General features: G+C 46.5%; 18 protein-coding genes. 2 read left to right on the top strand and 16 right to left on the bottom strand.

What is annotated here, in order from left to right; all coding sequences use genetic code 11:
* Positions 1 to 78: 78 nt before the first annotated feature.
* A complete protein-coding gene (locus SDE_RS13400; protein ID WP_011469033.1) occupies positions 79 to 633 on the top strand; it encodes a GspH/FimT family protein in 555 nt (184 codons plus the stop codon).
* Between the two features lie 39 nt (positions 634 to 672).
* On the opposite strand, the gene SDE_RS13405 is transcribed toward SDE_RS13400, so the two are convergent.
* The 13 genes from SDE_RS13405 to SDE_RS13465 form a co-directional block, all read right to left on the bottom strand.
* Positions 673 to 1,110, bottom strand: a complete 438-nt coding sequence (locus SDE_RS13405) for a type IV pilin protein (protein ID WP_011469034.1) — start codon at positions 1,108 to 1,110, stop codon at positions 673 to 675.
* Positions 1,111 to 1,128: 18 nt separating this feature from the next.
* A complete protein-coding gene (locus SDE_RS13410; RefSeq protein ID WP_011469035.1) occupies positions 1,129 to 6,273 on the bottom strand; it encodes a pilus assembly protein in 5,145 nt (1,714 codons plus the stop codon).
* A 24-nt stretch (positions 6,274 to 6,297) separates the two neighbouring features.
* The gene (locus tag SDE_RS13415) at positions 6,298 to 6,939 is read right to left on the bottom strand and encodes a pilus assembly PilX family protein (protein WP_011469036.1); all 642 of its coding nucleotides are present in this window, start codon (positions 6,937 to 6,939) and stop codon (positions 6,298 to 6,300) included.
* 7 nt (positions 6,940 to 6,946) lie between these two features.
* Positions 6,947 to 8,068 (bottom strand): PilW family protein, encoded by a 1,122-nt coding sequence (locus SDE_RS13420; protein WP_011469037.1) that lies wholly within the window; start codon positions 8,066 to 8,068, stop codon positions 6,947 to 6,949.
* A 1-nt stretch (position 8,069) separates the two neighbouring features.
* Positions 8,070 to 8,540, bottom strand: a complete 471-nt coding sequence (pilV, locus tag SDE_RS13425; protein WP_011469038.1) for a type IV pilus modification protein PilV — start codon at positions 8,538 to 8,540, stop codon at positions 8,070 to 8,072.
* 2 nt (positions 8,541 to 8,542) lie between these two features.
* Positions 8,543 to 9,157, bottom strand: coding sequence for a GspH/FimT family protein (locus tag SDE_RS21370; RefSeq protein ID WP_011469039.1), 615 nt, complete (start codon positions 9,155 to 9,157; stop codon positions 8,543 to 8,545).
* Positions 9,158 to 9,324: 167 nt separating this feature from the next.
* Positions 9,325 to 10,260, bottom strand: coding sequence for a 4-hydroxy-3-methylbut-2-enyl diphosphate reductase (ispH, locus tag SDE_RS13435; RefSeq protein WP_011469040.1), 936 nt, complete (start codon positions 10,258 to 10,260; stop codon positions 9,325 to 9,327).
* 41 nt (positions 10,261 to 10,301) lie between these two features.
* Positions 10,302 to 10,757, bottom strand: a complete 456-nt coding sequence (gene fkpB, locus SDE_RS13440) for an FKBP-type peptidyl-prolyl cis-trans isomerase (RefSeq protein ID WP_011469041.1) — start codon at positions 10,755 to 10,757, stop codon at positions 10,302 to 10,304.
* Between the two features lie 22 nt (positions 10,758 to 10,779).
* Positions 10,780 to 11,316: a signal peptidase II gene (lspA, locus tag SDE_RS13445; protein ID WP_226986426.1), complete on the bottom strand. Its 537-nt coding sequence runs from the start codon at positions 11,314 to 11,316 to the stop codon at positions 10,780 to 10,782.
* Complete coding sequence (ileS, locus tag SDE_RS13450; RefSeq protein ID WP_011469043.1) at positions 11,303 to 14,101, bottom strand: isoleucine--tRNA ligase; 2,799 nt, start codon at positions 14,099 to 14,101, stop codon at positions 11,303 to 11,305. The genes lspA and ileS overlap by 14 nt, the downstream gene beginning before the upstream one ends.
* A 46-nt stretch (positions 14,102 to 14,147) precedes the next feature.
* The gene (gene ribF / locus SDE_RS13455; RefSeq protein WP_011469044.1) at positions 14,148 to 15,125 is read right to left on the bottom strand and encodes a bifunctional riboflavin kinase/FAD synthetase; all 978 of its coding nucleotides are present in this window, start codon (positions 15,123 to 15,125) and stop codon (positions 14,148 to 14,150) included.
* A 122-nt stretch (positions 15,126 to 15,247) separates the two neighbouring features.
* On the bottom strand, positions 15,248 to 16,765 hold the full coding sequence (gene murJ / locus SDE_RS13460) for a murein biosynthesis integral membrane protein MurJ (RefSeq protein WP_417750317.1): 1,518 nt from the start codon (positions 16,763 to 16,765) through the stop codon (positions 15,248 to 15,250).
* A 181-nt stretch (positions 16,766 to 16,946) separates the two neighbouring features.
* Complete coding sequence (locus SDE_RS13465; RefSeq protein WP_011469046.1) at positions 16,947 to 17,462, bottom strand: CBS domain-containing protein; 516 nt, start codon at positions 17,460 to 17,462, stop codon at positions 16,947 to 16,949.
* A 219-nt stretch (positions 17,463 to 17,681) separates the two neighbouring features.
* Here SDE_RS13465 and SDE_RS13470 point away from each other — a divergent pair, with 219 nt between their 5' ends.
* A complete protein-coding gene (locus SDE_RS13470) occupies positions 17,682 to 18,374 on the top strand; it encodes an OmpA family protein (protein WP_011469047.1) in 693 nt (230 codons plus the stop codon).
* 82 nt (positions 18,375 to 18,456) lie between these two features.
* On the opposite strand, the gene nhaD is transcribed toward SDE_RS13470, so the two are convergent.
* The 3 genes from nhaD to aceE all read right to left on the bottom strand — a co-directional run bounded on the left by nhaD (position 18,457) and on the right by aceE (position 24,406).
* Positions 18,457 to 19,704 (bottom strand): sodium:proton antiporter NhaD, encoded by a 1,248-nt coding sequence (nhaD, locus tag SDE_RS13475; RefSeq protein WP_041324698.1) that lies wholly within the window; start codon positions 19,702 to 19,704, stop codon positions 18,457 to 18,459.
* Positions 19,705 to 19,821: 117 nt separating this feature from the next.
* Entirely contained in the window at positions 19,822 to 21,735 is a 1,914-nt protein-coding gene (aceF, locus tag SDE_RS13480) for a pyruvate dehydrogenase complex dihydrolipoyllysine-residue acetyltransferase (RefSeq protein WP_011469049.1), read from the bottom strand.
* A 16-nt stretch (positions 21,736 to 21,751) separates the two neighbouring features.
* Positions 21,752 to 24,406, bottom strand: coding sequence for a pyruvate dehydrogenase (acetyl-transferring), homodimeric type (gene aceE / locus SDE_RS13485; protein WP_011469050.1), 2,655 nt, complete (start codon positions 24,404 to 24,406; stop codon positions 21,752 to 21,754).
* Positions 24,407 to 24,921: the final 515 nt, after the last annotated feature.

Raw genomic sequence — 24,921 nt, forward strand, 5'->3', positions numbered from 1 at the left:
ATTTATACAAGCTTACGGATTGAGCTTCTTGAAACCCAACAATGAACAAAAATTTATTATTTGCACGGAGGCAAAAGAATGGGATACACCAGACGTTTAGGCTTTACCCTATTAGACCTATTAATAGCACTCGCCATACTAAGCTTACTTACCAACCTCGCAATACCGAACTTAATATCCTCTTTAGAAAAATCGAAATCAAAGTCGTTGACGGCAAGTGTTCGCTCAGCAATCGCCTTAGCAAGAACAAAAGCTATTACTACAGAGCAAACAGTAAGCGTATGCGGCTTACACAATAATAATGAATGTACAAACACCCAATTTACTCAAATTGCTGTATTTGTAGATAACAATAAGAATGGACAAATAGATGACGGTGAAAATGTACTGCTACTAAATGATCTTCAATACTCTGGGCAATTAAGACTAGGGGCTTCGTTTGGTAGAGACTATATACGCTTTAAAAAAGACGGTAGCGCACAACAGGCTGGGAGCTTTACTTATTGCAACCCACAGCATCCAACACATTCAACCCGAGTAACCATTAGCATGCCAGGTAGGCTGTACGTAGCTCGAGATTTAGATGGCGACGGGATAGTTGAAAATTCAGACGGCAGCCCAGTAAGGTGCTAGTAATTTAACTAGCACCTTACTTTTAGCTAATTACAACATTTACCAACAGTTTTGTGTTTCTGTGGTTGTGCCAAGCCGATAGGAACGCTTACGGCCAATATTATCAACCGTTAAAATGCCACATTCGGTATCACTCACTTGGGCACCAGTAGCTGTAGCGGTGATGGTAAAGCACGTTCTAGTCGCACAGGCTACACCGTTTAAAGTGTTGGCCGCTGTTAATGTGTAATACCCCTCGCTCGAAGTAGCCCCACCCAGCACCGACATATCCGCCGAATATTGGTTATTCTGTGCGTACCACTTTTCTTGCGCTGCTGCTGCACGTAGTACCGCCGCTTTGCCATCCGCTCGTCGAGTTTTTTCTACTGAACCAGAATAAGTAGAAATAGCGAACGCTGATATAATTCCAACAATCGCCACAACAACAATTGCTTCAATCAAGGTAAAGCCAGCTGAAACATTCCTATAATTTCGCATATACAAACCTACTTTTAATTACATTTCCCATGTTACAGGGATTTCACGCCAGCTTTGACGACCAGAAGTGTAAGATTCACAGCCAAGCATTTCATTAACAATTTCACCAGTCGACTTTTGTACTAGCGCCATATACTCATCACACCCCGAATCACCACTATCAGAATCCGCACTTGGTCTGGTCACAATTGGGCTAGAAGGAACACCAATACCCAATGGCACACCCCAGAGTACGCGCTCTTCATTCGGGTCGCCACTTACTGCAGCGCTAATGGTATCGCTACTATCAGTCCCAACTGGGGCAAAGGGGCCAGGAGCACCGCCATTGCTATAAGGCGCAAATAAATAACCATTCCCTTCGGAATCACAATACTCGCCGGTCGCATCATAGGCGGTGAAAATAACAGAGTTACCAGCCATAGCAGCCTTTGTTGTAACCCTCATACGCGGCGCAATAATATCCCAAACAGGATAGTACAAGTCAAACCGCCACCCTCCGTGGGCTCCGATAAACTCCTGAACATCTTCAAAGGTTTCCGGCACCAGCGTGGCACCATTAGCCGTTAGGGTAACAGCGGCACCTTCGTCAAAGACTCTCCCATCGGTATATACATCTACAGTCGACGTATCTACCAAACTGGCATTTGCCACAGTTGTATTCAAAGCAGCTATACCAGAAGCCTTCGGTTCTTTAATACCAAAAAACGACTGCTGCTGAGTAGATAAGTTATCTGCTGCGACATAATACCTACCAGTCCCAGCAAAAACCCAGTAGTCATTGTTTACATCCCTAAATGCCAGAGGCGACGCGCTGAACGCCAAGCTAGTGCCATTAAACAAATCACGAGAGAAATCGATATTCAAATCACCACTTTCAGAAAAGCTTAATTTACCACGCTTGAGTTTGCCCCCTGGCGTTGCAGCGTCACCCGAAACCAGCCCGAAATAAATAGCGTCGTCAACAAAATCTGAAGTCCAATCTACCGACTCTACACCGCCCACAAAACTGGCCAATTCAGGGTCGCCATTGTTATCGGTCAACTCACTCATAGAAAGAGATTTATTGTTAAGATCAAAAACAAATAATTTAGCGCTCTTACTACTCACCGCTTCATCAAGGGCTGCTTGCCTTTCTGCATCGGTGTCACCGGCTGGCCCAGAACCAAATACAATGTACCAACGATTTCGAGAGGTACCCTCGTAAGAACCTGTATCAGGATTTGGCATTCTGTACTTTATAAGCGCAGGCTCTGAAACACTGTAGCCTAAATCTGGGTGCGTGATTTCAGCTATAAGTTTTGGTGCAACTTCCGGGTTTGTAACATCTAAAATCACGTAACCAGAACGCATAGCTATTCTATCTGTTGGGTTGGTTTCACCTTCATCGGCATCGTGATCTACATAAAATTCACCGCCACCAAAACGCATACCGGCAACAACTATTGTGCCCCAACCATCAGGGTGATCAGTATCGTCTTCAAAAATATTTACATCAAAAGTTTTTACAATACCATCCATATAATACACATGGGGGTATAGCTCAGATTTCAACCACTGTAAATGAGGCAATAAATTAAAAGGCACATAGCCCCAAAGCTCACTGCCCAATGGGTGAGGAGTGGCACGACCTGAAGCGTCAGTTAAACTAAACGATGTATTTGTAGAATTAAAAAAGCCAGCATTAAATGCATGTAGCATTCCATCGTTCGCCCCTACATAAATAACATTGCGCCTAGCGCGATAGTGCTCGGCAAATTCCCTATAGGTTCTATCCCTATAAGTCAAATGGTAGCCTGCCGCAGGTTTCGCTACAATTGCAGGAGTAGAGTGCACAATGTCGCCAATTAAATATTTAGTTGCATTGCCATCACCATCATAAATGGAGCGAGACCTGGAATTGGGCAACCCTTCTTGGCCGCGAATAAAGTTTATTAAATTTTCAACTGACGCTTCAGTTACGCCACTAGCTAAACCTAAATAACCGTGATCGGTAGCGGTACTGCCAGATAAAGCAAAGTTAGAGGCAACGAATGCGTGGGCTTTGTCTGTTACACCTGGTCCAGAGTTTGTTGTTTCATACTCCGGGCTTATTACATTGCCATCGCCATCTCGGTCGAAGCTTGTAAATATATAGCGCCCGTCACTAGCGTTAGATGTATAAGTTCGGTTACTAATATAATCGGTTACCGCACCCAACTGCTCCCTCGCCGACCAAATGGGGCTAAATGAACTATCGGTGAAGGTTATTGGGTCTCCTACTGCTACACCACCCACGGTATAACGTTGAATTTTTGTTTCATCCTCCACATCGTCAAAGTAAAAAGATAATACATTATCAGCATCGGTGAGCTGTGCTTTGGGGGCTGCGGAGTCCTCTCTGATTCTACCCTGATCGTCAATAAACAAAGAATGTATAGAACCAACCCAACTAACCTCACCATTACTTCCCTCAACTGTAGGAGCATAAAGGGCTTGGTAAACAGCCCCCTCACCGCTACCTGTTTGAGCATTCACTGCCGCTGCGCTACCGGCAGAAACGCGCTCGCTTAAATTATCGAAAATACGCTTAATTGCTGTAGGTAAATTTGCTGGATTTGACACTGGAAAATATCCATCGGGAATCCCATCAGAACCCACGGTTCCATCGACATTAAGAACATCCCACTCACCGGTTAAGTCAGGCGTACTTGAATTATTAAAGTCTGTAAAGTTCCCATATTTTGCAGCATACCAAAGGGGGTTCTCCAGTGTAGAAGGTGTTCCTGGGGTAGCTCTTACCTTTTTAGCATCTCGACTCCAAATGGTTCGATTCGAGTCTGGCCCATCAAAAATAGCAGTGGATACAATATTGTCATTACCTTCTTTGAGAAGTTCATTGACGTGCGCCCCATCATCATCACTCCCCAAAAGAACATAACCAAACTTCAACGAGTTCCCCCCCGCGGAAGCCACCAATGCAAATCGGATTTGAATTTCACCCGTCGCAGCTTCATCCCACTCCGGCACAACATGTGAAATATGGGTGTTTGTGAAGTCACCGCTGGAATGATTAATTACGGCACTTGGGCTTGTATTGTTCCCAAACTCATCTTGTGCATCTTCATTTAATCCTTTTGGACATGCAGTTCGAACCTGGCTTGCGGTACCAGTTTTGGTACAATATTCAAAATAGATATAACCATCCATATCATAGTCATTACCCCACATCGAATCTTCCCAAGATATTAGAAGTGCCCCCCCAAAATCATGCTTATCCACTACAGTTAGATCAACCAAGCTACATGCAGTCCACCCACTATCCGTTACCCTCCTTCTACCATTACTATGCGCTTGACAAGTTGGTACAAACTTAACACTTTCTCCAGAGCTTGTTGTTATATCGAAGCTTGGCATCGTCTCAGATAGTGAAACAGCATAGGTATTAACAGTTTGTTCACCGATCAACGAGGTTCGTAAATCAGTTTTCTTTGCGTAATAGGAAGCACCTGCTATTTTATAGGTACCCTGCAAACGGGGCACCTCTGGACACGGACCACTCGCAGCACTTAGACTAGGTATTGATTTAGCGTCACATTCATCTGCGGTGCCACCAGTTGCATTACCAACCACGTATTGCCCTATATTCAAACCTTCCGCTATACCAACTAAATCCGTTTCATTTTCAATTGATGTCAAATTAGGGAGCGCGTTCGTATACAAGTCACCATCAAAGTTATTCAAGCCCGTCGAAAGCACAATAATGGAACATTTGGAGCAAGGAGCGTCAGCACTAAATGGATCTGTCCAAGCCGCCGTTGGAATAAAACCATCATCAGTAACATAGGCAGAATTAGCGGAACCACCAGCAAAATACCTAAGGGCTTCTACATAGAGCTCCGAAATCGGATTTCCCCAGTCTTTACACTTTCTATTATTCGAAGCAGTAGTAGAGAGGAAATTGTTAATTGAAAGGCCGTATGTATCACAATCATCATAATGTGTGTCACCATAGTCCCATCCCTGTATACGAAGGCGATTGATTGTATTAATAATTCCTGGGTCACCAGAGCCTTTCGTCAGGAACACTCCTGTTTCCAAATCTATTTCTAAATCTGCGGCTGCAGCATCAACTCCGCCCATGAGCGCAATATTTTTCCTAAGTACTCCACCGCGGTCTTTTTTCTCATAACTACCGGTCATCAAACCGAATCTAAACTCTCCGGTTTCTCCATAGCTTTGTAAAATGCCATATGGTTTACGAACGATATTACCCGAATCGTCTTCATATTCTTTACAGCTCTTAGCATCTGGCGAGTCCAATGCAGTGGAACAAGTTTCAACGCGAACAATTAACTCACCATCTGACGCTATACTTGTAATAGCTGAATCAGTAGGCCTCCCAGGTGAGAATTGAGACCGCCCTCCTTCACCACCAGATCCAGAATATTGGCATTGATTACGCTCACTTCCAGACCATGCTTTTTGATCTCCTTCAGCCATTTTTAGCTTTGGAGGGTTATCAATTGCTGACATATCGCCAGATATATCGCTTGCCCCCACATCGTAATCAGTAACATTACAAAAACTAACAACTGACAACCCTGTAATAGGCGTATAATCCGCTATAACCCCGTCAATTTTTGAAGCATCAACCACTTTAACAAATGCATGGTTGTCAGCAGGAATAAACGCACGCTGTAAAACAGTAGACGTGGCTGTATCCGTAGAGCGATAACCACCGTAGAGCACTTTACGCACAACATCTATACGCGTTGTGGTCAGCCAGTTCATAAAGTTACCAGACCACTGACCGCTACACTTGTGCGAGTTTTCAGCGACTTCGGCAGCAGGCGAGAACATGCCGTTGGCGTATGTATAGCAAAGATCTGAACGAAAATAGCCGTAGTACTCGAATCGATCGTTATAGGTAGTATCTATAGTGCCGTCGCCATCAAGATCGGTATAATCCGTATAGGCTTTGTGCCAGAGCTGGTTATCTCGCGACATTACAAGCATTACAAGCGGCGTAGTTGAGTCTACAACGGTAGGAGGGATCGCATCGAAATCTGCGACTGTTTGCAATTGCGCATTAGCATTTATAGCAATAGACGCCGTTATCGCCAACATCGCTTTACTTATTAAATTTACAAACTTAATGATTCGATTTCTTTTCACGATTTGCATTTCAATCACCATCAGCCTTTGCATTTACAGCTCAACAACTACTGTTGATTGCAACATTATAGGAGCGCGGTCGCCCTCACTTTCTGAGTACGCCGTAATTCGAAACAGTGGCTCACCGCTGTTGTAATTTGCTGGATCATCACCATTGAAAGGCGCAGTTCCCGCTGGAACGAAACATAGAAATTCGTAAAAATATTTAACAATTTTTTCTTGAACCTCTATCTCTAAATACTTACCTGCCGTAGACCATAAAGTGGCTTGTTCCCAAAACTTAACTCGTTCGGTTGTGCCTGCGGTAGGTGCAACTTCGCACTCTATTTCGGTCATACCACTATCAAACACACCGTCAAAACATAACCCATTAGCACAGGTTGAAGTAAAACACTTTCCTGTGGTGCATGTATCACTTTGCAAATCAACAAGCTTTAAGTTCATTTGCGTAGATAAACTAAGCTCTGCTTCTCGCAAGCCAGCATCAACAATAGCGAACGATCTTTCTCGCTCAAAGGTAGATGCAGCCATTCGCATTTCTAGCGTAGAGGATTGCATGTTAGCCACACCGATAAGCGAAATAGCGGCCAACAAAACCAGAGCCACAATTAAGGCTGCCCCGCTTTGCGGTTTCGAAAGATTAGCTACATGGTTAGCATTAATAGTAGAAGCCATTTTCAAACTACAACCCTCTGTTCCGAACTTGCACAGTACTGCTAGACAGCTTACGCATATATTTATCTGTGTAAGTAACGCCATTTATCGTAACGCTCTGGTCTTGATCAAACATTTCAATTTGCGAGCGGAAAATCAAATTAAATCGCACGGCTAAAACTGCGGTCCAATCGCTAACGTTATCGGCGCTTACAAACCTATCAATGTCGCCATCCAACGGTGTATCAACATCGACACCGTAGAGTAATTCCATACTCTCAACACCCTGAGCAATTTCTTCTGCGCGCGTAGACATTTCAGATAAAACCTGCCGCTTTAACGCTGTCACACCAGGCAAAACTGTTGAAGGGCCAATATAGTATGCGTTTGCAACAAATTGCATCACCTCTGAACCATCCCCATAAGCGGCGGCAGAATAGCCGCCGCAAGACGTCGGGCCGCAACTTGGCGAGGTGCAGTCAATACTCGTTGGCGCAAACAACACCTTCGTACAATTTCCTGCATCGCCCCGGTTACTGCCGGCGTTGTGTTTAATTTGGTTGTTATTACCCGCTGTTAGCTGGAAAACCCCTACATGGCGACAAGTTGAATCCACCACCATTAAAATATCGTCTTCATTGAACCTATGCGGCTGGTGCAGCTGCATTACAGCAGCATTAGGGCTATGACCGCTTATAGAAACAGATGTATCTGGGTCTGCATAACGCAATATAATTGCATCGGAGCCAACCGTTGCATTAGCCTGAAAGCCAGATGGAAAGGTGGATTTATCCGTACTCCCCTCGTACCCCATCAATGCGCCTCCATCAAGTAAACCGCCATCGGCAACAACGAGAGGGTCAACTGAATTAACAACTGATGCTCGCTCAGTAGACCCGCAACCAAAGCTACCAGCCAAACGAATATCACGTGTAAGCAGTGCTGTGGCAAAACGCTGGTTTTCTTGAAGTATTCCTGTTTCTTGTTCAGATATATGGGCATTCCTACCGGACAGCATCACCGATAGCACGCCGCCAAAAATAAATGCGGCAATTAACATCGAAATCAAAAGCTCTATAAGCGATAACCCTAGTTGAGCGCTCGATTTACCATCTGAACAACCCAACACACGACCCGCAATATTTGACATTCTAAATTCTCACATCCAAATCGACTTGCTCATACACAGGCTCGTCGGTATCTTTATCGTACCCAGTTACAAAACGAATACTAATTACATACTCTTTATCGCCAGATGCCTCTATTTGGCCTTCGCCACCTGGTAACAGGTTCTGTACATTCGTCAACCAGTGATGCTTATTCCACGCTGCGATTTGAGACGGCGAGCATTCAGATGTGCTTGCCGTACAAGCCGGCGCAGCAGGGATTGCGTCATCAAAGTTGATGGTGTAACTACCAGGTGAAGAGGGAGAGGTTAGCATTGCCTCGTATATATCGGCTGCCAAGGTTGTGGCTTGCGAATATTGTGCAGAGTTCTGATTCATCTGAATGGCACGCGTTTGCATGGCTAGCACTCCAAGCATACCAATTGCCAGCACAAATAGAGCAACCATAACTTCGATCAATGATGAACCGTTCTGTGATTTGACGCACTTAACCATAATTAACAGTCCAAATTAGTTGATACGGCCACGCCAGCATCATTTTGAAAAATTCTGTCATGAACTCCATCGCCATTATCATCACGAGAGTAAACGACTCTTCCGGACCGCTCTAACATTAGCCCCCTTGCGAAAGAATCCTCCGAATCACTGGGGCAAATCTGAACGTATACCCGATTGGAGTTATAGGTAAACCCGCGCAAACTAAAAGTAACAAAGCTTACTGCTGCATCTGCATCTGGATCGACAACACTAGGAACAGCGCTTCCCTCATACACATTGGCACGAAGTAAAGTCTCACCGTTATCCAACACGCCGTTACCAAAACCCGCTGTACTGCTATCAATAAAAATTATCCATCCATCAGACCATACACCGGCATTACACGATGCACCATTAGAACTAGAACAAACACTAATCACCCTATTGCGAGTAACAGCTTCACTGCGTGCGTATACTAATGCACTGTGAAAATCACGCTGCAATGATCTAATGGACTGAGTTTTGATTGTTGAATCCATCATGGGTGCTGCAAGCGCCACAAGAACCGCAGCCATGAGGAGCGTTAACATCAACTCTAAAAGGGTAAAACCAGAATGGGGAATAATCTTTTTCATAGCATGCACTCTAGCAAACAGTTTTGGCTAGTGTAACGCGGATACAGATAACCGGTATAGACGTACGACAAGTGGTTATGATGGGCTTAAAAGTGAGAAAAGTGTCACACCGGAACAGTGATGAGCGCCCAAAGCGGCCTCTTTCAGCACGCTTTGGGAAGGTAGCGCTATACGCGCAGCTCTTTGGGCAAACTAAAGCTGATGTTTTCTTCTTGCCCTTGCAACTCAACAGGGGCAGATGCACCAATGGCTTTTAGGCCTTCTATTACATCTCTCACCAATACCTCTGGTGCTGAAGCGCCTGCGGTAATGCCGATGTTTTTACAGTTTGCGAACCAGCTTTTATCTAGGTCTTCTGGGCCATCAATAAGGTAGGCGGCGGTACCGCAGCGCTCGGCAAGCTCGCGCAGGCGGTTGGAGTTAGAGCTATTGGGAGAGCCCACTACAAGCACTAGGTCGCACTCTAAGGCCAACTGTTTTACAGCATCTTGCCGGTTTTGGGTGGCATAGCAAATATCATCTTTCCGCGGGCCTGTAATGTGGGGGAATTTGGCGCGCAGCGAATCGATAACCCTCGCGGTATCGTCCATCGAAAGCGTTGTTTGGGTAACGTAAGATAAGCGCGTTGGGTCGCGTACCTCTAGCTGCTCTACGTCGCTCTCGTCTTCCACCAAGTAGATAGCTCCACCATTGGCGGTATCATACTGGCCCATGGTGCCCTCTACTTCTGGGTGGCCCTCGTGGCCAATCAGCACACACTCGCAACCATCGTTACTGTATTTGGCCACTTCCATATGCACTTTGGTTACCAGTGGGCAGGTGGCATCAAACACTTTCAAACCACGGCGATCCGCTTCTTGGCGCACGGCTTGCGATACACCGTGGGCGCTAAAGATGACGATCACGTCGTCTGGCACGGCTTCAAGCTCGTCCACAAATATCGCACCGCGCTCTTTTAAGCGCTCGACTACAAATTTATTGTGTACAACTTCGTGACGCACATATATAGGGGCACCGAACACATCCAGGGCGCGATTCACAATATCAATTGCGCGGTCTACACCGGCACAAAAACCGCGCGGGTTGGCTAATTTTATTTCCATAAATAAGAACGCTCTCTACCTAGGCAGAAGGTTAATTATGTTTAGTGAGTCGTCGCCGGCTTTACGGAGACTATCTCAACTTCAAAGGTAATTTCTCGCCCTGCTAATGGGTGGTTAAAATCAACTTTAACAATTTCTTCGCCAATTTCAGCAATCACTCCGGGCATTTCACCACCGTTAGCATCTGCAAACGACACCACCAAGCCTTGCGCTAGCTCCATATCGGCGGCAAACACTTTACGCTTTACTTCTTGAATATTATTTGGGTTGGGCTGACCGAAACCCTGTTCGGGCGGAATGTGCATGGCTTTTTTATCGCCGGCGATTAACCCGAAAATAGCTTGCTCAAAACCTGGGAGCAGCTTGCCATCGCCAACTACAAAGGTGGCGGGCTTAGATTCGAAATTACTGTCTACTACGGCACCATCTTCTAGGGTCAACGCGAAGTGCAAAGTCACTTCCATACCGGCGCCAACTGCTAATACATCGTTTGTCACAATTAGTCCTGCTACCGCGCGCTTAAGCGTCGGCTGTCTTTTTTAATTTAGGTTGAATAAATAGCGCATCGTAAATAAGTATGCCTGCGCCTACAGTAATTGCAGAATCGGCAATATTAAATGCGGGAAAGTAGTATCCCCAGCCGTGCACTTCAATAAAGTCAATTACGTGACCAAGCAGCATGCGGTCGTAAAGGTTGCCTATTGCACCGCCCAGCACCAGCGCCAAAGCCAAAGCTTCTGTCCACCGGCTTTTATCTAGCTTGGCAATCCAAATAGTAATAGCAACACTCACCCCTGCCGCCAACGCACCCAAGCCCCAGCGCTGCGCACCGCCCCAATCGGCAAACATACTAAATGCCGCACCGGGGTTGTAGCGCAAGGTAAAGTTAAAGAAGCCAGTAATTTCTACCGGTTGGTTATACAACAGTTGTGCTTCAGCTATTTGCTTAGTGATTTGATCTAACACAATCACAACAAACGCTATGGCATACCAAACCCACGGGCTTTTCGCTAAAAAAGCATTGAGCGACTCATTTGATTGACTAGGCGAATTCACGCGATTCCCCTTCTCCATCAATATTTTCTACGCAACGCCCACAAATTTCTGGGTGCGCAGTGTTTTGGCCCACGTCTTCGCGGTGATGCCAGCAGCGCGCACATTTTTCGTGGCTAGACTTAGCAACCGCAACACGCAATCCTTCCACCTCGGTAGCCTCGCCTTCGGTTTCGCTGGCCGCAACCACCGTTACCGAAGAACAAATCAACACAAAGCGCAATTCGTCTTTTAGCAAAGTAAGCTTTTGTGCAACACTCTCTGAACAATACAGCGTCACCTCTGCAGCCAACGAGCCACCCACTTCGCCGGCACTGCGCTTGGCTTCTATGGTTTTGTTTACTGCCGTTTTTACTTTGGCAATAAATTGCCAGTAACTATTACCCAACTCAGCGCCTTCAGCCAAACGTGGCAAGTTGTACCATTCAGCAGTAAATACTGTGCCAGTTTTTTCACCTGGCATTGCTTGCCAAATTTCGTCAGCGGTGAACGAGCAAATTGGTGCTATCCAGCGCACAAACGCTTCCACAATATGATACAAAGCGCTTTGCGCAGAGCGGCGCGCATGGCTGGTTTCTTTGGTGGTGTACTGGCGATCTTTAATAATATCTAGGTAAAAGCCACCCATTTCTACAACACAGAAGTTGTGTAGTTTTTGATAGATTTGGTGCAGCTGATATGTGTCGTAGCTTTTTAATATATCGGCTTGCAACGCGGCGGCGCGATCGACTGCCCAGCGGTCTAACGACAACATTTCTTCGGCTGGCAGTAAATCGGTTTGTGGGTTAAAACCGGTAAGGTTAGACAGGAAGAAACGCGCAGTATTGCGAATACGGCGATAGGAATCTGCTGTACGCTTTAAAATTTCGTCAGATACACTCATGTCACCGCTAAAATCGGTAGCCGCGACCCACAAGCGTAAAACATCTGCGCCTAAGTCGTTCATCACCTTTTGTGGCGACACGGTATTACCAATCGACTTCGACATTTTTTTGCCATCGGCATCCACAGTAAAACCGTGGGTAAGCACTTGTTTGTAGGGTGCAGAGCCGTTTATAGCCATTGATGTTTTTAAAGAAGATTGGAACCAGCCGCGATGCTGATCCGAGCCTTCTAGGTACAAATCTGCGGGGTAACGTAAGTTTTCACGCGCGTTAACCACCGAATAGTGAGTTACACCAGAGTCGAACCACACGTCTAAGGTATCTGTCACCTTTTGGTACTGATCGGCTTCGTCACCTAGTAGCTCTACTGCATCTAATTCAAACCAAGCATCCATCCCCTTTTCTTCTATGCGCTTGGCAACGTCTTCTACCAATGCAGCTGTGTTGGGGTGCAGCTCTTGCGTTTCTTTGTGCACAAATAAAGTAATTGGCACGCCCCACGTACGCTGACGAGAGATACACCAATCTGGGCTGCTATCTAACATGCTATCTATACGTGCACGGCCCCAATCGGGCACCCAATTAACTCCCTCTACTGCCTGTTTTACATCTTTTAACAGGTTGTTTTTGGTCATACTTACAAACCATTGCGGTGTCGCGCGGAATATAAGCGGGGTTTTAGTTCGCCAGCAATGTGGGAAGCTATGCACCAATTTAGCTTGATGCAGTAAACGGCCATTTTCTTCTAACAGACCTATAACCTTTTCATCCACTTTATAAACGTGGTCGCCCGCGAATATTTCAACGTTATCGCGATAGATACCATTTTCGTCTACATAATTAAGCGTTTCTATGCCGTATTTGTTGGATACTACAAAGTCATCTGCGCCGTGATCGGGTGCAGTGTGAACACAGCCAGTACCGGCATCGGTGGTAACGTGATCGCCCAACAAAACAGGCACTTGCTTAGCGTAGAAAGGATGATTTAATTTCAACCCTTCTATGGCCGCACCCTTGAAGGTAGCGACAGTAGCTAGCTCTTCTACGCCTAAACGTTTAGCAACAGATTCCACCAGCGCTTCTGCCAGCACCAATCGCTGCTCGCCATGCTGAACCACTACATAATCTAGCTCGCCATTTACACTAACGGCTTGGTTAGCCGGTAAGGTCCACGGTGTGGTTGTCCAAATAACAACAGAGATATTACCGGTGCCAGCAACGCTGCCAACGCGTGCGGCAAAGTCTTCTACATCTGCAACACCAAAGCATACGTCTATCGCGAAGGATGTTTTATCTTGGTATTCCACTTCGGCTTCAGCCAATGCAGAGGCACCCACTACACTCCAGTACACAGGTTTAAAACCTTTGTGTAAGTGACCGTTTTCTACAATTTTACCCAAAGCGCGCACGGTATCGGCTTCGGTTTTAAAATCCATAGTGAGGTATGGTGTATCCCACTCGCCAAGCACACCCAAGCGAATAAAATCTTTTTTCTGACCTTCAACCTGCTTGCGAGCGTAATCGCGGCATTTTTGACGAAATGCAACGTGATCAATTTTAACGCCTGCTTTGCCCACTTTCTTTTCTACGTTGTGCTCAATAGGCAAGCCGTGACAATCCCAGCCGGGCACATAGGGGGCGTCAAAGCCGCTCAAGGTTTTGGCTTTGATGATGATGTCTTTTAAAATTTTGTTTACGGCGTGACCGATATGAATATCGCCGTTTGCATAGGGAGGCCCATCGTGCAAAATAAATTGCTCGCGACCTTTACGCGCTTCGCGGATTTGCTCATACAATTTGCTTTGCTGCCATTGTTTTAGCATGCCTGGCTCGCGCTGAGCGAGGTTTGCTTTCATGGCAAAAGACGTTTGCGGAAGATTGAGTGTCGCTTTGTAGTCGGTCATATAAATTTTCTTTTGTTAAAAAGCTAATTTCTGTTTAAATTTTTAGTTAATCGTTAGATTGAAAATAACGTTTCGCTGTGCTCACATCGTCAGCTATTTGATTTTTTAAAGCATCTAACGAAGTAAATTTCATTTCTTGGCGAATTTTGAATTTAAATTCAACCCGCACAAACTCGCCATACAAATTGCCGGTAGGCGTAAGTGCATGTACTTCTAAAATTGGTTTATTGCGCCCACCCAGGGTAGGCCTTACCCCAACATTCGCTACCGCGTTGTAGCGCTGGTCATTGGCGATTAGCACTACGCCATACACACCATTTACCGGCGAACGATAACGCCCCAAACCAATGTTTGCCGTAGGAAACCCCAGGGTTCGGCCCAACTGTTTGCCGTATACAACCCGCCCAGCAACGCTAAAAGGCGCGCCCAATAATGCAGCGGCTTGATCAAACTTATCGGTTTCTAGCAACGCACGTATGCGCGTACTACTAATTCTATCGGTACCATCGTGTTCGGTAGTCGCTAGCTGGGTTTGCGTGTCTACCACGCTAAAACCGTGTTTCTCGCCCTGCTGCTGTAAGGCTGCAAAGTCGCCACTGCGATCACAGCCAAACTTAAAATCGTCCCCTACTACAAGGTATTTAACCCCTAGCCCCTTTACCAGCACCTGTTCCACAAAATCATTCGCCGTTAGATTGCGAAGCTGCTGGTTAAACCTTAAACACAACACCTTATCTACCCCCGCAGCAAACAGGGCCTGCACCTTCTCGCGCAGGCGCATTAAGCGTGCGGGGGCGTTTTCTTTCGAAAAGAACTCGTGAGGTTGCGGTTCAAAAACAATCACTACCGAAGGTAGCTGCAAGTGCGCCGCCTGAGCAACCACTTGCTGCAATAGCTGCTGATGCCCCAAATGCACCCCATCGAACGAGCCAATGGTTACCACACAAGCCTTGTGAGTAGCATCAAACGGTGGCAAAAATTGCGCTTGTTTAAAGCGGCCACAGGCAAATTGGTGGGAGGTCATGATTGTTTAGGTAACCCGCAATTGTCGTTCTTGAAAGCGGTAGAACCCCGCATAACAGGAGCGGGAGTATACCCTACGCAGCGCTCACTATTAAGCCAGAAGCGAGCCATTGCGTGAAAAAACTACTCAGAACTGTGATGACGCAGGTGCCCAGGCCGCAAGCCAGTAATCGCCAAGCCAAGAACATAGGCAAATAGACCAATTGCCACATACAACGCCATGTAAATGCACCTATCTAGCCATGCTAAAAATTCAAAGCTGGGCACATAATACGCCGCCGCCATAAGGGCTGCGAACATGCATATTGAGCCACCAACCAGCTGCACAAAAAACCTCAGCCATCCGCTGCCAGGCTGATACACGCCCGCCCTGCGTAAACCGCGGTAAAGCAACCCGGCATTCAAAAACGCTGAGCATGCCGTCGCCATTGCCAAACCCATGTGGCCAATTTGATAAATGAAGTGCAGAGGCACCACAAACAGTAGGTTTAGCACCATATTTGCACCCATAGCTATGATGCCGATCCGCACCGGCGTACGGGTATCTTGGCGGGAGAAATAAGCGCTAGCCAATACTTTAATAAGCATAAAAGCGGTAAGCCCTAACGAATAAGCGCACAAACTCAAAGCCGCCATATTCACATCGTTTACCGATGTTTTGCCGTATTGAAACAGGGTGAACAACACGGGCTTTGCCAACACAATTAATGCTATGGCCGCAGGCACAGCAATAAGCATAACCATGCGCAACGCCCAGTCCAGCGTTGTACCATAGCCTTCATGAGTATTCTTACTAAACTGGCGCGATAGCGTAGGCAGCACAACCGTGGCAATAGCAATACCAAACACTCCTAAAGGCAGCTCGGTTAAGCGGTCTGAATAATATAACCACGCAATACTTTCCGACTGCAGGAAAGTGGCCAACATGGTATCTAGCATAAGGTTAATTTGGCTAACCGAGACCCCAAACATAGCCGGCGCCATTAGAGTGAGCACTTTTTTAACGGCCGGGTCTTTCCAATCAACTTTAGGCCTAGGTAGTAAGCCCAGATGCGCTAAAAACGGCAACTGAAACACAAATTGAACCACCCCTGCCGCCAATACACCCCACGCCAACCCCACTACAGGCTCATCCATAAGTGGCGATACGAACACCGCGGCCACAATTAGGCACACATTTAAGAACACTGGGGTTATGGCTGGAATAGCAAAGCGATCGTAACTATTGAGAATTGCGCCAGCAAACCCAGTTAACGAGATAAGCAACAAATAGGGAAAGGTAATACGCAACAGGTCGCTAGCAAGCCAAAACATAGCCGTTTCGCCTTTCACCAGCAAGCCAACACCCCAAACGGCTGTAAATGCTGGTGCCGCCACAACAGCAACTACCGTAATAGCAATAAGGGATAACCCAAGACAGCCAGCAATTCTATCTATCAAGCCCCGCACTGCATCTACACTGCCGCTCGTACGGTATTCGGATAGCACAGGCACAAACGCCTGCGCAAAAGCGCCTTCTGCGAACAACCTGCGTAAAAAGTTAGGGATTTTAAAAGCCAAGAAGAAAGCACTGGCATCGGGGCCAGCACCAATATAACGGGCGAAGAGCACATCGCGGGCCAAACCAAGCACACGCGACATCATTGTCATTATTCCAACGAGCGCAGTAGACCTAAGTAGACCGGGCGCTTTTTTAACTGGGGGAGTAGAACTTTCTTCGCTCACTAGGGCTCACATTTATCGACTGTGGAATCTGCGACGCATTGAGCCACGAGTTAACGGGCAAATCAAGGCGCGGTGTTAACCGCACCAAGAAGATTAACTACTCGACCAGCTTGCGCAAACAATCCATGGCGGTGAGCACACCAATTAAGCGGCCATTTTCAGTAACAAATAGCCGGTGGATATTTTTTTCCAACATGGTGGCGCACGCCTTCCCTGCAAACTCGGTTGCCTCCACCGAAATAACCTGTGGCGTCATTATTGAGTTAACGGTGCAGGTCTCGCTGGCCTTTTCTTTAAGGTGGGTAACCTCTTGCGGAGTGAGCTCCGCGCTGTAGGGGCCGCAATACTGACGAATTAAGCGCTGAATCTCATCGTCCGTTGGGCTTCTACTCTCAAAACGCACCACATCGGACTGAGATACAACCCCAACCAACTCTTCATCTGACGCCACAACCGGAGCGGCAGAAATATCGTGGCGCACGAAAAATGCGGCCAACCGCTTAACAGACCAACCTTCATATGCGGTAAGCAAAGTACCGCTCATTAAATCTGCCACGCGGTAGTGGTCTAGCTGCTCCACTCCAACAGGTAATGTTTGTGCTTCTACTCCCATAACACGCTCCTAGTTGCTTAAGAATTTTGCGGGCTCACTCAACAACCAACCCTACAACAAGTATAGAAGATGTACAAAATATCGCCCAACGCCATTTTTTGCCACTTTCTATCGCCAACTCGCCACAACCCCGCCATATGGTTGCCCTTATCCCTGTGTTTAATAACACCATAGACAAAACAAACACACCAACGCACTTTTACATCTAGGAGCAACACAATGAAAACTAAACAACTTATCTCTGCTGCAACCTTCTCTGCCCTACTTATTGTAAGCAACAGCGCATTTGCCGGCGAAACCAAAACTCAAAAGCAGCGCGACAACGACAAAGCTGCAGCCACATTAAGCACCATGGTAATTGGTGGCCTAGTTGGCGGCCCAGTTGGAGCATTTATAGGTGCGGTAACAGGCTCGCTTGCAGCTGAGCACGCAGATACTAAACACCAACAACAGGAACTCACCATAGCCATGAACGAGGTAGAAGAAATGAAAGCACAACTAGAAAAAGATCAACAACGCGCTAGCGCCATGGAACAGAAAGCTGCCGAAAAATTAGAGTTTCAAGTGCTATTCACCACCGGCAGCGACGAGCTTTCGCAAACCGATTTAAAGCGGGTAAATAGTGTTGCACGCTACTTAAACACCAACCCAGAGCTTAAAGTGAATTTAGAGGGGCACGCCGATCCACGCGGCACAGACGAATACAACTATGTGCTTTCGGAAGAACGCGTTAAATCTGTGATTAAAGCGTTGGAAGAAAAAGGGATTGACCGCTCTCGAGTTACCTACTCTGCTTACGGCTCAGACCTTTCAACGGCTTATCAAGGTGACTTAGAAGCTTACGCCTTAGATAGACGAGTAAAAATAGATGTGGTTATGAAAACAGACAATAGCGTGGCAAGCAGTCACTAAGGGGTTAAATACTAAATATCTTCATGTCTGCCTGACCGCTTTGCCCGGCACAACGCCGGGCTTTTTTTAGCGGTAACTAAACCTAAAAGAACGCCTTACTCATAAAGAGAGTCATTAAGTAGCCGGCCGTGTACGCCACTAACAGGTACGGAAAGAACTTTAAGTAAGCAACAAAAGTAAGTGCCTTCTCTTTACTCATAGCAATAATACCGGCAGCCGAACCAATAACCAGCACCGAACCACCCACGCCCACAGCGTAAGTAAGCGTTAACCATTGCGCTACGGTTAAACTAGGCTCGGCTTTCAATAACGCGGCAGTTAAAGGGACGTTATCGAGCAATGCAGACCCCAGCCCCACGATGTAGTTAGCCCAATCGGGGTTAGATTGCGAATAAATTGCCGCCACACTGGTTAACACACCAATTTCTTTTAACACACCTACAATTAATAAAATTCCCAAGAAAAACAACAGAGTATCAAACTCGATTTGACGGATGTACTGTAAAAGTTTTACCTGCTCGTTGTGGGTATGCACCACGCCGCCAATCAAAAACATTATCGACAAACCAAACAGGAAGGTAAGTACTGGCGGAATCGAAAAGAAGAAGTTGAATAACATAGTGGAAATAATCGTGCTAAAAAATAACGCAGCAATAACTAAATCCAACGTTTCAAATGGCTTTATCTCAACGTCGTTAGCCACACGCCCCTTAGCACGCACACTAAACAACGCCGCTAACAGCACTACACTCAAAAAAGACGGCACCATAAGCGAAATAAGCTCTAGCATAGTTACGTGACCGCGCATAAACACCATAAGCGTGGTTACATCACCCGTAATAAGCGATACACCACCGGAGTTAACTGCGAACACCACAAGTACAATTAACTTAAGACGGTCTTGCACGCTTAACTTAAAGGCCTGCACCAACCCAATACTTACCAACGTTGCGGTTACGTTGTCACAAATCATGGAAAGCAATAAAGCGAAACTGCCAACCAATAGCACTAACTTGCGTAAACTCAGCTCACTGGGAAACACCCTTTGAACAACATTCTGCACAAACCCTCTAGCATTCAAATAGGCAACAAAAGTCATAGTGGCCATTAAAAATAACCAGAGAGTCGCAATCTCTAGCAGGTTTTCGTTCAAACTTTCTTGCAGCTCTGCCGTTTCCGCACCTGCGTGCGCATGCATAAATAAAACCACCCACGCCGTACAACCAAAAAACAAAGTGGTTTTTGCTTTGTTAATGTGTATCCATTCTTCAAGAACAATACTTAACATAGCAAGAACAACAAGAGCGATAACAAGATAATGAACAAACATAGAAAAACCACGAAATGTTAAATATTGCCAATGCGCATTAGCAATAAGTTGCGATTAATAATGAAAGGGAACGAAAAAGCGGGCCGTAGCCCGCTTTATTTAATCTGGATGTGGCGCTTAAAGGAGTAAGCGACGCACATCAGACAATACTGCAGATAAGAACGTAAAGAAGCGACCTGCATCACCACCGTTAATTGCACGGTGATCGTAAGATAAGCACAAAGGCAACATCTGACGAGGCTCAAACTCTTTACCGTTCCAACGCGGTTTAATATCCGCTTTAGAAACACCCAAAATAGCAACTTCAGGCGCGTTCACAATTGGGGTAAAACCAGTACCGCCAATTGGGCCAAGGCTAGAAATAGTAAAACATCCGCCCTGCATATCTTTAGGCATCAACTTACCATCGCGCGCTTTCTTAGCTAAAGCTACTGTTTCAGCCGCAAGTTCGAACAAACCTTTTTTGTCTACGTCGCGAATAACAGGTACAACCAAACCGTTTGGCGTATCTACAGCCATACCAATGTGGATGTATTTCTTCTGCACAATATGCTCGCCGTCTGGGTGCATAGAAACATTAAAGCTAGGCTCCGCTTTAAGCGCTGCCGCACAAGCTTTTAGCAGGAACGGTAATGGTGTTAACTTCACACCTGCCGCTTCGGCTTCTGCTTTCATGTTCTTACGGAATGCTTCAAGCTCGGTAATATCAGCATCGTCGAACTGAGTAACGTGTGGCACGTTCAACCAGTTGCGAACCATTGCAGCAGCGGTAACCTTTTTGATTTTGCTCATTTTCTGCATTTCGATCTCGCCGAACTGAGAAAAATCTACTGCTGGTACTGCAGGAATACCCGAACCACCTGTAACTGCTGCGCCGCCAGTGCTGCGTTGCTTCATTACAGTTTTAACAAACTCGCGTACATCGTCTTTAGTATGACGCTTACGAGGGCCGGTTGGCTTCACTTCTGAAAGGTTTACACCTAACTGACGCGCTAACTTGCGTACTGCAGGGCCGGCATACACTTCACCAGTAGTGGCAGACACTTCCGCAGGGTGTAACTCTTGCGTGGTCTTCACTGGCTGCTCAACAGGCTTAGCAGGCGCTTGTGGCGCTGCGGGTGCCGCAGCAGGCGCAGGAGCTGCAGCAGGGGCAGCACCAACAATTTCTAATTTAAGCAGTGCCGCACCTTCAGATACTTTATCGCCTTCTTTAACGGTAATGCTTACAACTTTACCGCTAGCAGGTGATGGGATCTCCATGGATGCTTTATCGCTTTCCAACACAACAATGGAGTCGCCTTCGCTAATTTCATCGCCTTCTGCAACGCAAACTTCGATAACTTCAACGTTTTCTGAGCCGCCAATGTCAGGAACATTTACATCGGTCACACCGCCACTTGCAGCAGGTGCAGGTGCAGGGGCCGCGGCTACAGGAGCAGACTCAGCAGGAGCGGCAGCTGGTGCAGCTGCGCCACCACTTACTTCTAACACAAGAATATCGTCGCCTTCAGAAAGCTTATCGCCTTCTTTGATAGCAAAGCTAACCACTTTACCGCTTGCTGGCGCAGGCACTTCCATTGAAGCCTTGTCGCTTTCTAGCACGATAATGGAATCGCCTTCGGCAACCTCATCGCCCACAGCAACACATAACTCGATCACTTCAACGTTTTCGGAACCACCAATATCTGGAACCTTCACCAACTGCTCAGAAGATGCTGCAGGTGCAGCCGCCTCTGGGGCTGGCGCCGCCGCAGGAGCGGCTGCCGGTTCAGCAGCAGGCGCATCAGCTGCGCCCTCTGCTTCAATTTCAAATATGGCATCGCCTTCAGAAACTTTACCGCCCTCTTTAACAAGAATGCCAACCACTTTACCAGAAACAGGCGAAGGCACTTCCATAGAGGCCTTATCTGATTCTAAAACAAGCAAAGAGTCTTCAGCAGAAACGGTATCGCCTACAGCAACACATATCTCAATAATATCTACGTTGTCCGCCCCACCAATATCTGGGACGTTGATAATTTGCTTAGCCACTAACAACTCTCCTTAATTAGACGGTCATTGGATCTGGTTTGTCAGAATCGATACCGTATTTCTTCAATGCGGCAGTTACATCTTTAGCTGGTACTTTACCTTCGTCAGCAAGCGACTTAAGTGCAGCAACAGTTACGTAGTAACGATCCACTTCGAAGAAACCGCGCAATTTCGCGCGAGTATCAGAGCGACCAAAACCGTCTGTACCCAATACGGTGTAAGTACCAGGAATATAAGCACGCAATTGCTCAGAATAGCTCTTCATGTAATCAGTAGAGATAATGAACGGGCCTTCTGCTGCTTCTAGTACTTCGGTAATGTAAGGCTTACGTAGAGCAGCTTCTGGGTTCAACAAATTATGGCGCTGCGCTTTTTGACCATCGCGCGCCAATTCGTTAACGCTTGTTACGCTCCAAATGTCAGACTCAACACCCCAGTCGTCGCGCAACAATTCTGCTGCCGCTTCAACTTCACGTAAAATAGAGCCTGCACCCATAAGCTGAACACGCTTCTTCTTAGCGGCTTTTTTGCCATCTTTCAGCTTGTAGATACCGCGAATAATGCCTTCTTCTGCACCTAAAGGCATATCTGGGTGCTGGTAGTTTTCGTTCATGGTGGTGATGTAATAGAAGACATTTTCTTTGTCTCCATACATGCGCTGTAAACCATCGCGAATAATTACAGCTAGCTCATAGCTGTAAGTTGGGTCGTAGGTGCGACAGTTAGGAATGGTGTTAGCCATTAAGTGGCTGTGACCATCCTGATGCTGCAAGCCTTCGCCGTTCAGCGTGGTACGACCAGAAGTTGCACCTACCAAGAAACCGCGCGCTTGAATATCACCCGCCAACCATGCCAAGTCACCAATACGTTGGAAACCGAACATAGAGTAGTAAATGTAGAACGGTACCATTGGCTTGCGGTAAGTACTGTAAGCAGTTGCAGCCGCAATCCAAGCAGACATAGCGCCCGCCTCATTAATACCTTCTTCAAGGATTTGACCTTTTTTGTCTTCCTTGTAGTACATGATCTGATCGTGATCATGCGGGGTATATTTTTGACCTTCAGAAGAGTAAATACCCAACTGACGGAACATACCTTCCATACCAAAAGTACGCGCTTCGTCTGGCACGATAGGTACAACGTTCGCACCCATGTTTTTATCTTTAACCAAGGTAGAGATAAAACGCACAAACGCCATAGTGGAAGAAATTTCGCGCTCACCGCTAGATTTCAACAACGCTTTAAACTTATCCAACTCAGGAATAGTTAGCGCTTCGAAGTCGTTTACACGCGCAGGCAAGTAACCGTTTAACGCGTTACGACGCTCTTGCATGTAAACCATTTCAGGTGAATCGGGTGATGGACGGTAGTAAGGAACGCTCTTAAGATCTTCGTCAGAAACAGGAATACCGAAACGATCGCGGAATTTCTTCAAGCTTTCGATATCTAGCTTTTTAACAGAATGAGTGATGTTGGCAGATTCGCCAGCTGCACCCAAGCCGTAACCTTTAACCGTTTGAGCCAAAATAACAGTTGGCTGGGACTTGTGGTTAACGGCTTCGCTATATGCTGCGTAAACTTTTTGTGGGTCGTGACCACCACGAGCCAAAGCGAAGATTTCGTCATCAGACATATCTTCAACAAGCTTTAACAACTCTGGGTACTTACCGAAGAAGTGCTTACGGGTATAGGCACCGCCGTTGGCTTTGTAGTTTTGCAACTCGCCATCAACCACTTCGTCCATACGTTTTTGCAGTAAGCCTGTGGTGTCTTTTTCTAGGAGTTTATCCCAGCCTGCACCCCAAACAACTTTAATTACGTTCCAGCCTGCGCCGCGGAAGATACCTTCCAATTCCTGCATCACTTTACCGTTACCGCGAACAGGGCCATCTAAGCGCTGTAGGTTACAGTTGATAACAAAAATAAGGTTTTCTAATTGCTCGCGGCCTGCAAGCGAAATAGCACCTAAGGTTTCTGGCTCATCACACTCACCGTCACCTAAGAATGCCCACACTTTACGATCGCCACGCTCGCACATTTGACGGGCAGACATGTAGCGCATGAAGTGTGCTTGATAAATAGCAGAGATTGGGCCCAAGCCCATAGATACAGTTGGGAACTGCCAGTAGTCCGGCATCAACCAAGGGTGCGGGTAAGAAGACAAACCATTGCCATCTACTTCGCGACGGAAGTTATCTAGTTGCTCTTCCGACAAACGCCCTTCTAAGTAAGAACGCGCATAAATACCAGGGGAAATGTGGCCCTGGAAGTAAATCAAATCGCCGCGCTGATCACCGTCGTCACCGCGGAAGAAGTGGTTAAAACCTACTTCATACAAAGTCGCAGATGATGAGAAGGAGGAAATGTGTCCACCCAAGCCTTCGTCGTTGTCGTTAGCACGCATAACCATCGCCATAGCGTTCCAACGTACCAAAGAACGAATTTTACGCTCTAGGTGAGCATCACCTGGAGAACGCGCTTCGTCTTTAGCTGCAATAGTGTTGGCGTAGGGAGTGGTGATAGCCGAGGGTAGTCTTACACCGGTTTTAGTCGCAGTGTTGGCTAGCTGAGACAAAAGAAATGACGCGCGCTCCGAACCACTGTACTTAATAACTGACGCTAGAGCATCTAGCCATTCCTGTGTTTCGAGAGCATCGATATCCTCAAGCATTAAAGCCTCCTAAATCATGCTGCGGTTAATTCCGCAGGTTGAAATAAATTTATCTCGTGACCCAAAGCTCAGTGCTACTGGCTTTGAGTCTGAATATTTGGACTTACTATTGGGTATAACTGGATTACACAGGTAATTAACGCAATGCACACTTAATTTAATGCTTTACCTTTCCTCTAACATTGCTAATCAAAAACTGCGTAAACGAAATGTACGGTTATGGCATTCCTCTAGCATAAAAGCCGATTACCCAATAATTTGGGCAAAGCCTTTAGTACTAGCAGAATGAGATAAAGGTGAGCACATCAAGCAATTACGCTTCCCCAACTTTAACTGCCTAAATGACAGACCGCTATTTATGGCATGTTTTAAACATGCTTCTTTTAGAAAATGGGTTCGAGCGCCCGTTCTCTTCACCTGCAAACCCTTTGGTTGCGGGTGTTGTAGCCTTGGCGATGTCTCTTTGTACACTCTACCAAAACAACTTATTTGCACCGACCTTAGTTTAAGGTGTC

The organism is Saccharophagus degradans 2-40 (genome assembly GCF_000013665.1).
In the GTDB taxonomy this organism is placed as follows: Bacteria; Pseudomonadota; Gammaproteobacteria; order Pseudomonadales; family Cellvibrionaceae; genus Saccharophagus; species Saccharophagus degradans.

Coding starts and splice junctions, on each gene's coding strand:
- SDE_RS13400 (WP_011469033.1), top strand. CDS start 79: ATGGGATACACCAGACGTTTAGGCTTTACCCTATTAGACCTATTAATA.
- SDE_RS13405 (WP_011469034.1), bottom strand. CDS start 1,110: ATGCGAAATTATAGGAATGTTTCAGCTGGCTTTACCTTGATTGAAGCA.
- SDE_RS13410 (WP_011469035.1), bottom strand. CDS start 6,273: ATGCAAATCGTGAAAAGAAATCGAATCATTAAGTTTGTAAATTTAATA.
- SDE_RS13415 (WP_011469036.1), bottom strand. CDS start 6,939: ATGGCTTCTACTATTAATGCTAACCATGTAGCTAATCTTTCGAAACCG.
- SDE_RS13420 (WP_011469037.1), bottom strand. CDS start 8,068: ATGTCAAATATTGCGGGTCGTGTGTTGGGTTGTTCAGATGGTAAATCG.
- pilV (WP_011469038.1), bottom strand. CDS start 8,540: ATGGTTAAGTGCGTCAAATCACAGAACGGTTCATCATTGATCGAAGTT.
- SDE_RS21370 (WP_011469039.1), bottom strand. CDS start 9,157: ATGAAAAAGATTATTCCCCATTCTGGTTTTACCCTTTTAGAGTTGATG.
- ispH (WP_011469040.1), bottom strand. CDS start 10,260: ATGGAAATAAAATTAGCCAACCCGCGCGGTTTTTGTGCCGGTGTAGAC.
- ileS (WP_011469043.1), bottom strand. CDS start 14,101: ATGACCGACTACAAAGCGACACTCAATCTTCCGCAAACGTCTTTTGCC.
- ribF (WP_011469044.1), bottom strand. CDS start 15,125: ATGACCTCCCACCAATTTGCCTGTGGCCGCTTTAAACAAGCGCAATTT.
- murJ (WP_417750317.1), bottom strand. CDS start 16,765: ATGTCGCGTGTGCTTGGTTTGGCCCGCGATGTGCTCTTCGCCCGTTAT.
- SDE_RS13465 (WP_011469046.1), bottom strand. CDS start 17,462: ATGGGAGTAGAAGCACAAACATTACCTGTTGGAGTGGAGCAGCTAGAC.
- SDE_RS13470 (WP_011469047.1), top strand. CDS start 17,682: ATGAAAACTAAACAACTTATCTCTGCTGCAACCTTCTCTGCCCTACTT.
- nhaD (WP_041324698.1), bottom strand. CDS start 19,704: ATGTTTGTTCATTATCTTGTTATCGCTCTTGTTGTTCTTGCTATGTTA.
- aceE (WP_011469050.1), bottom strand. CDS start 24,406: ATGCTTGAGGATATCGATGCTCTCGAAACACAGGAATGGCTAGATGCT.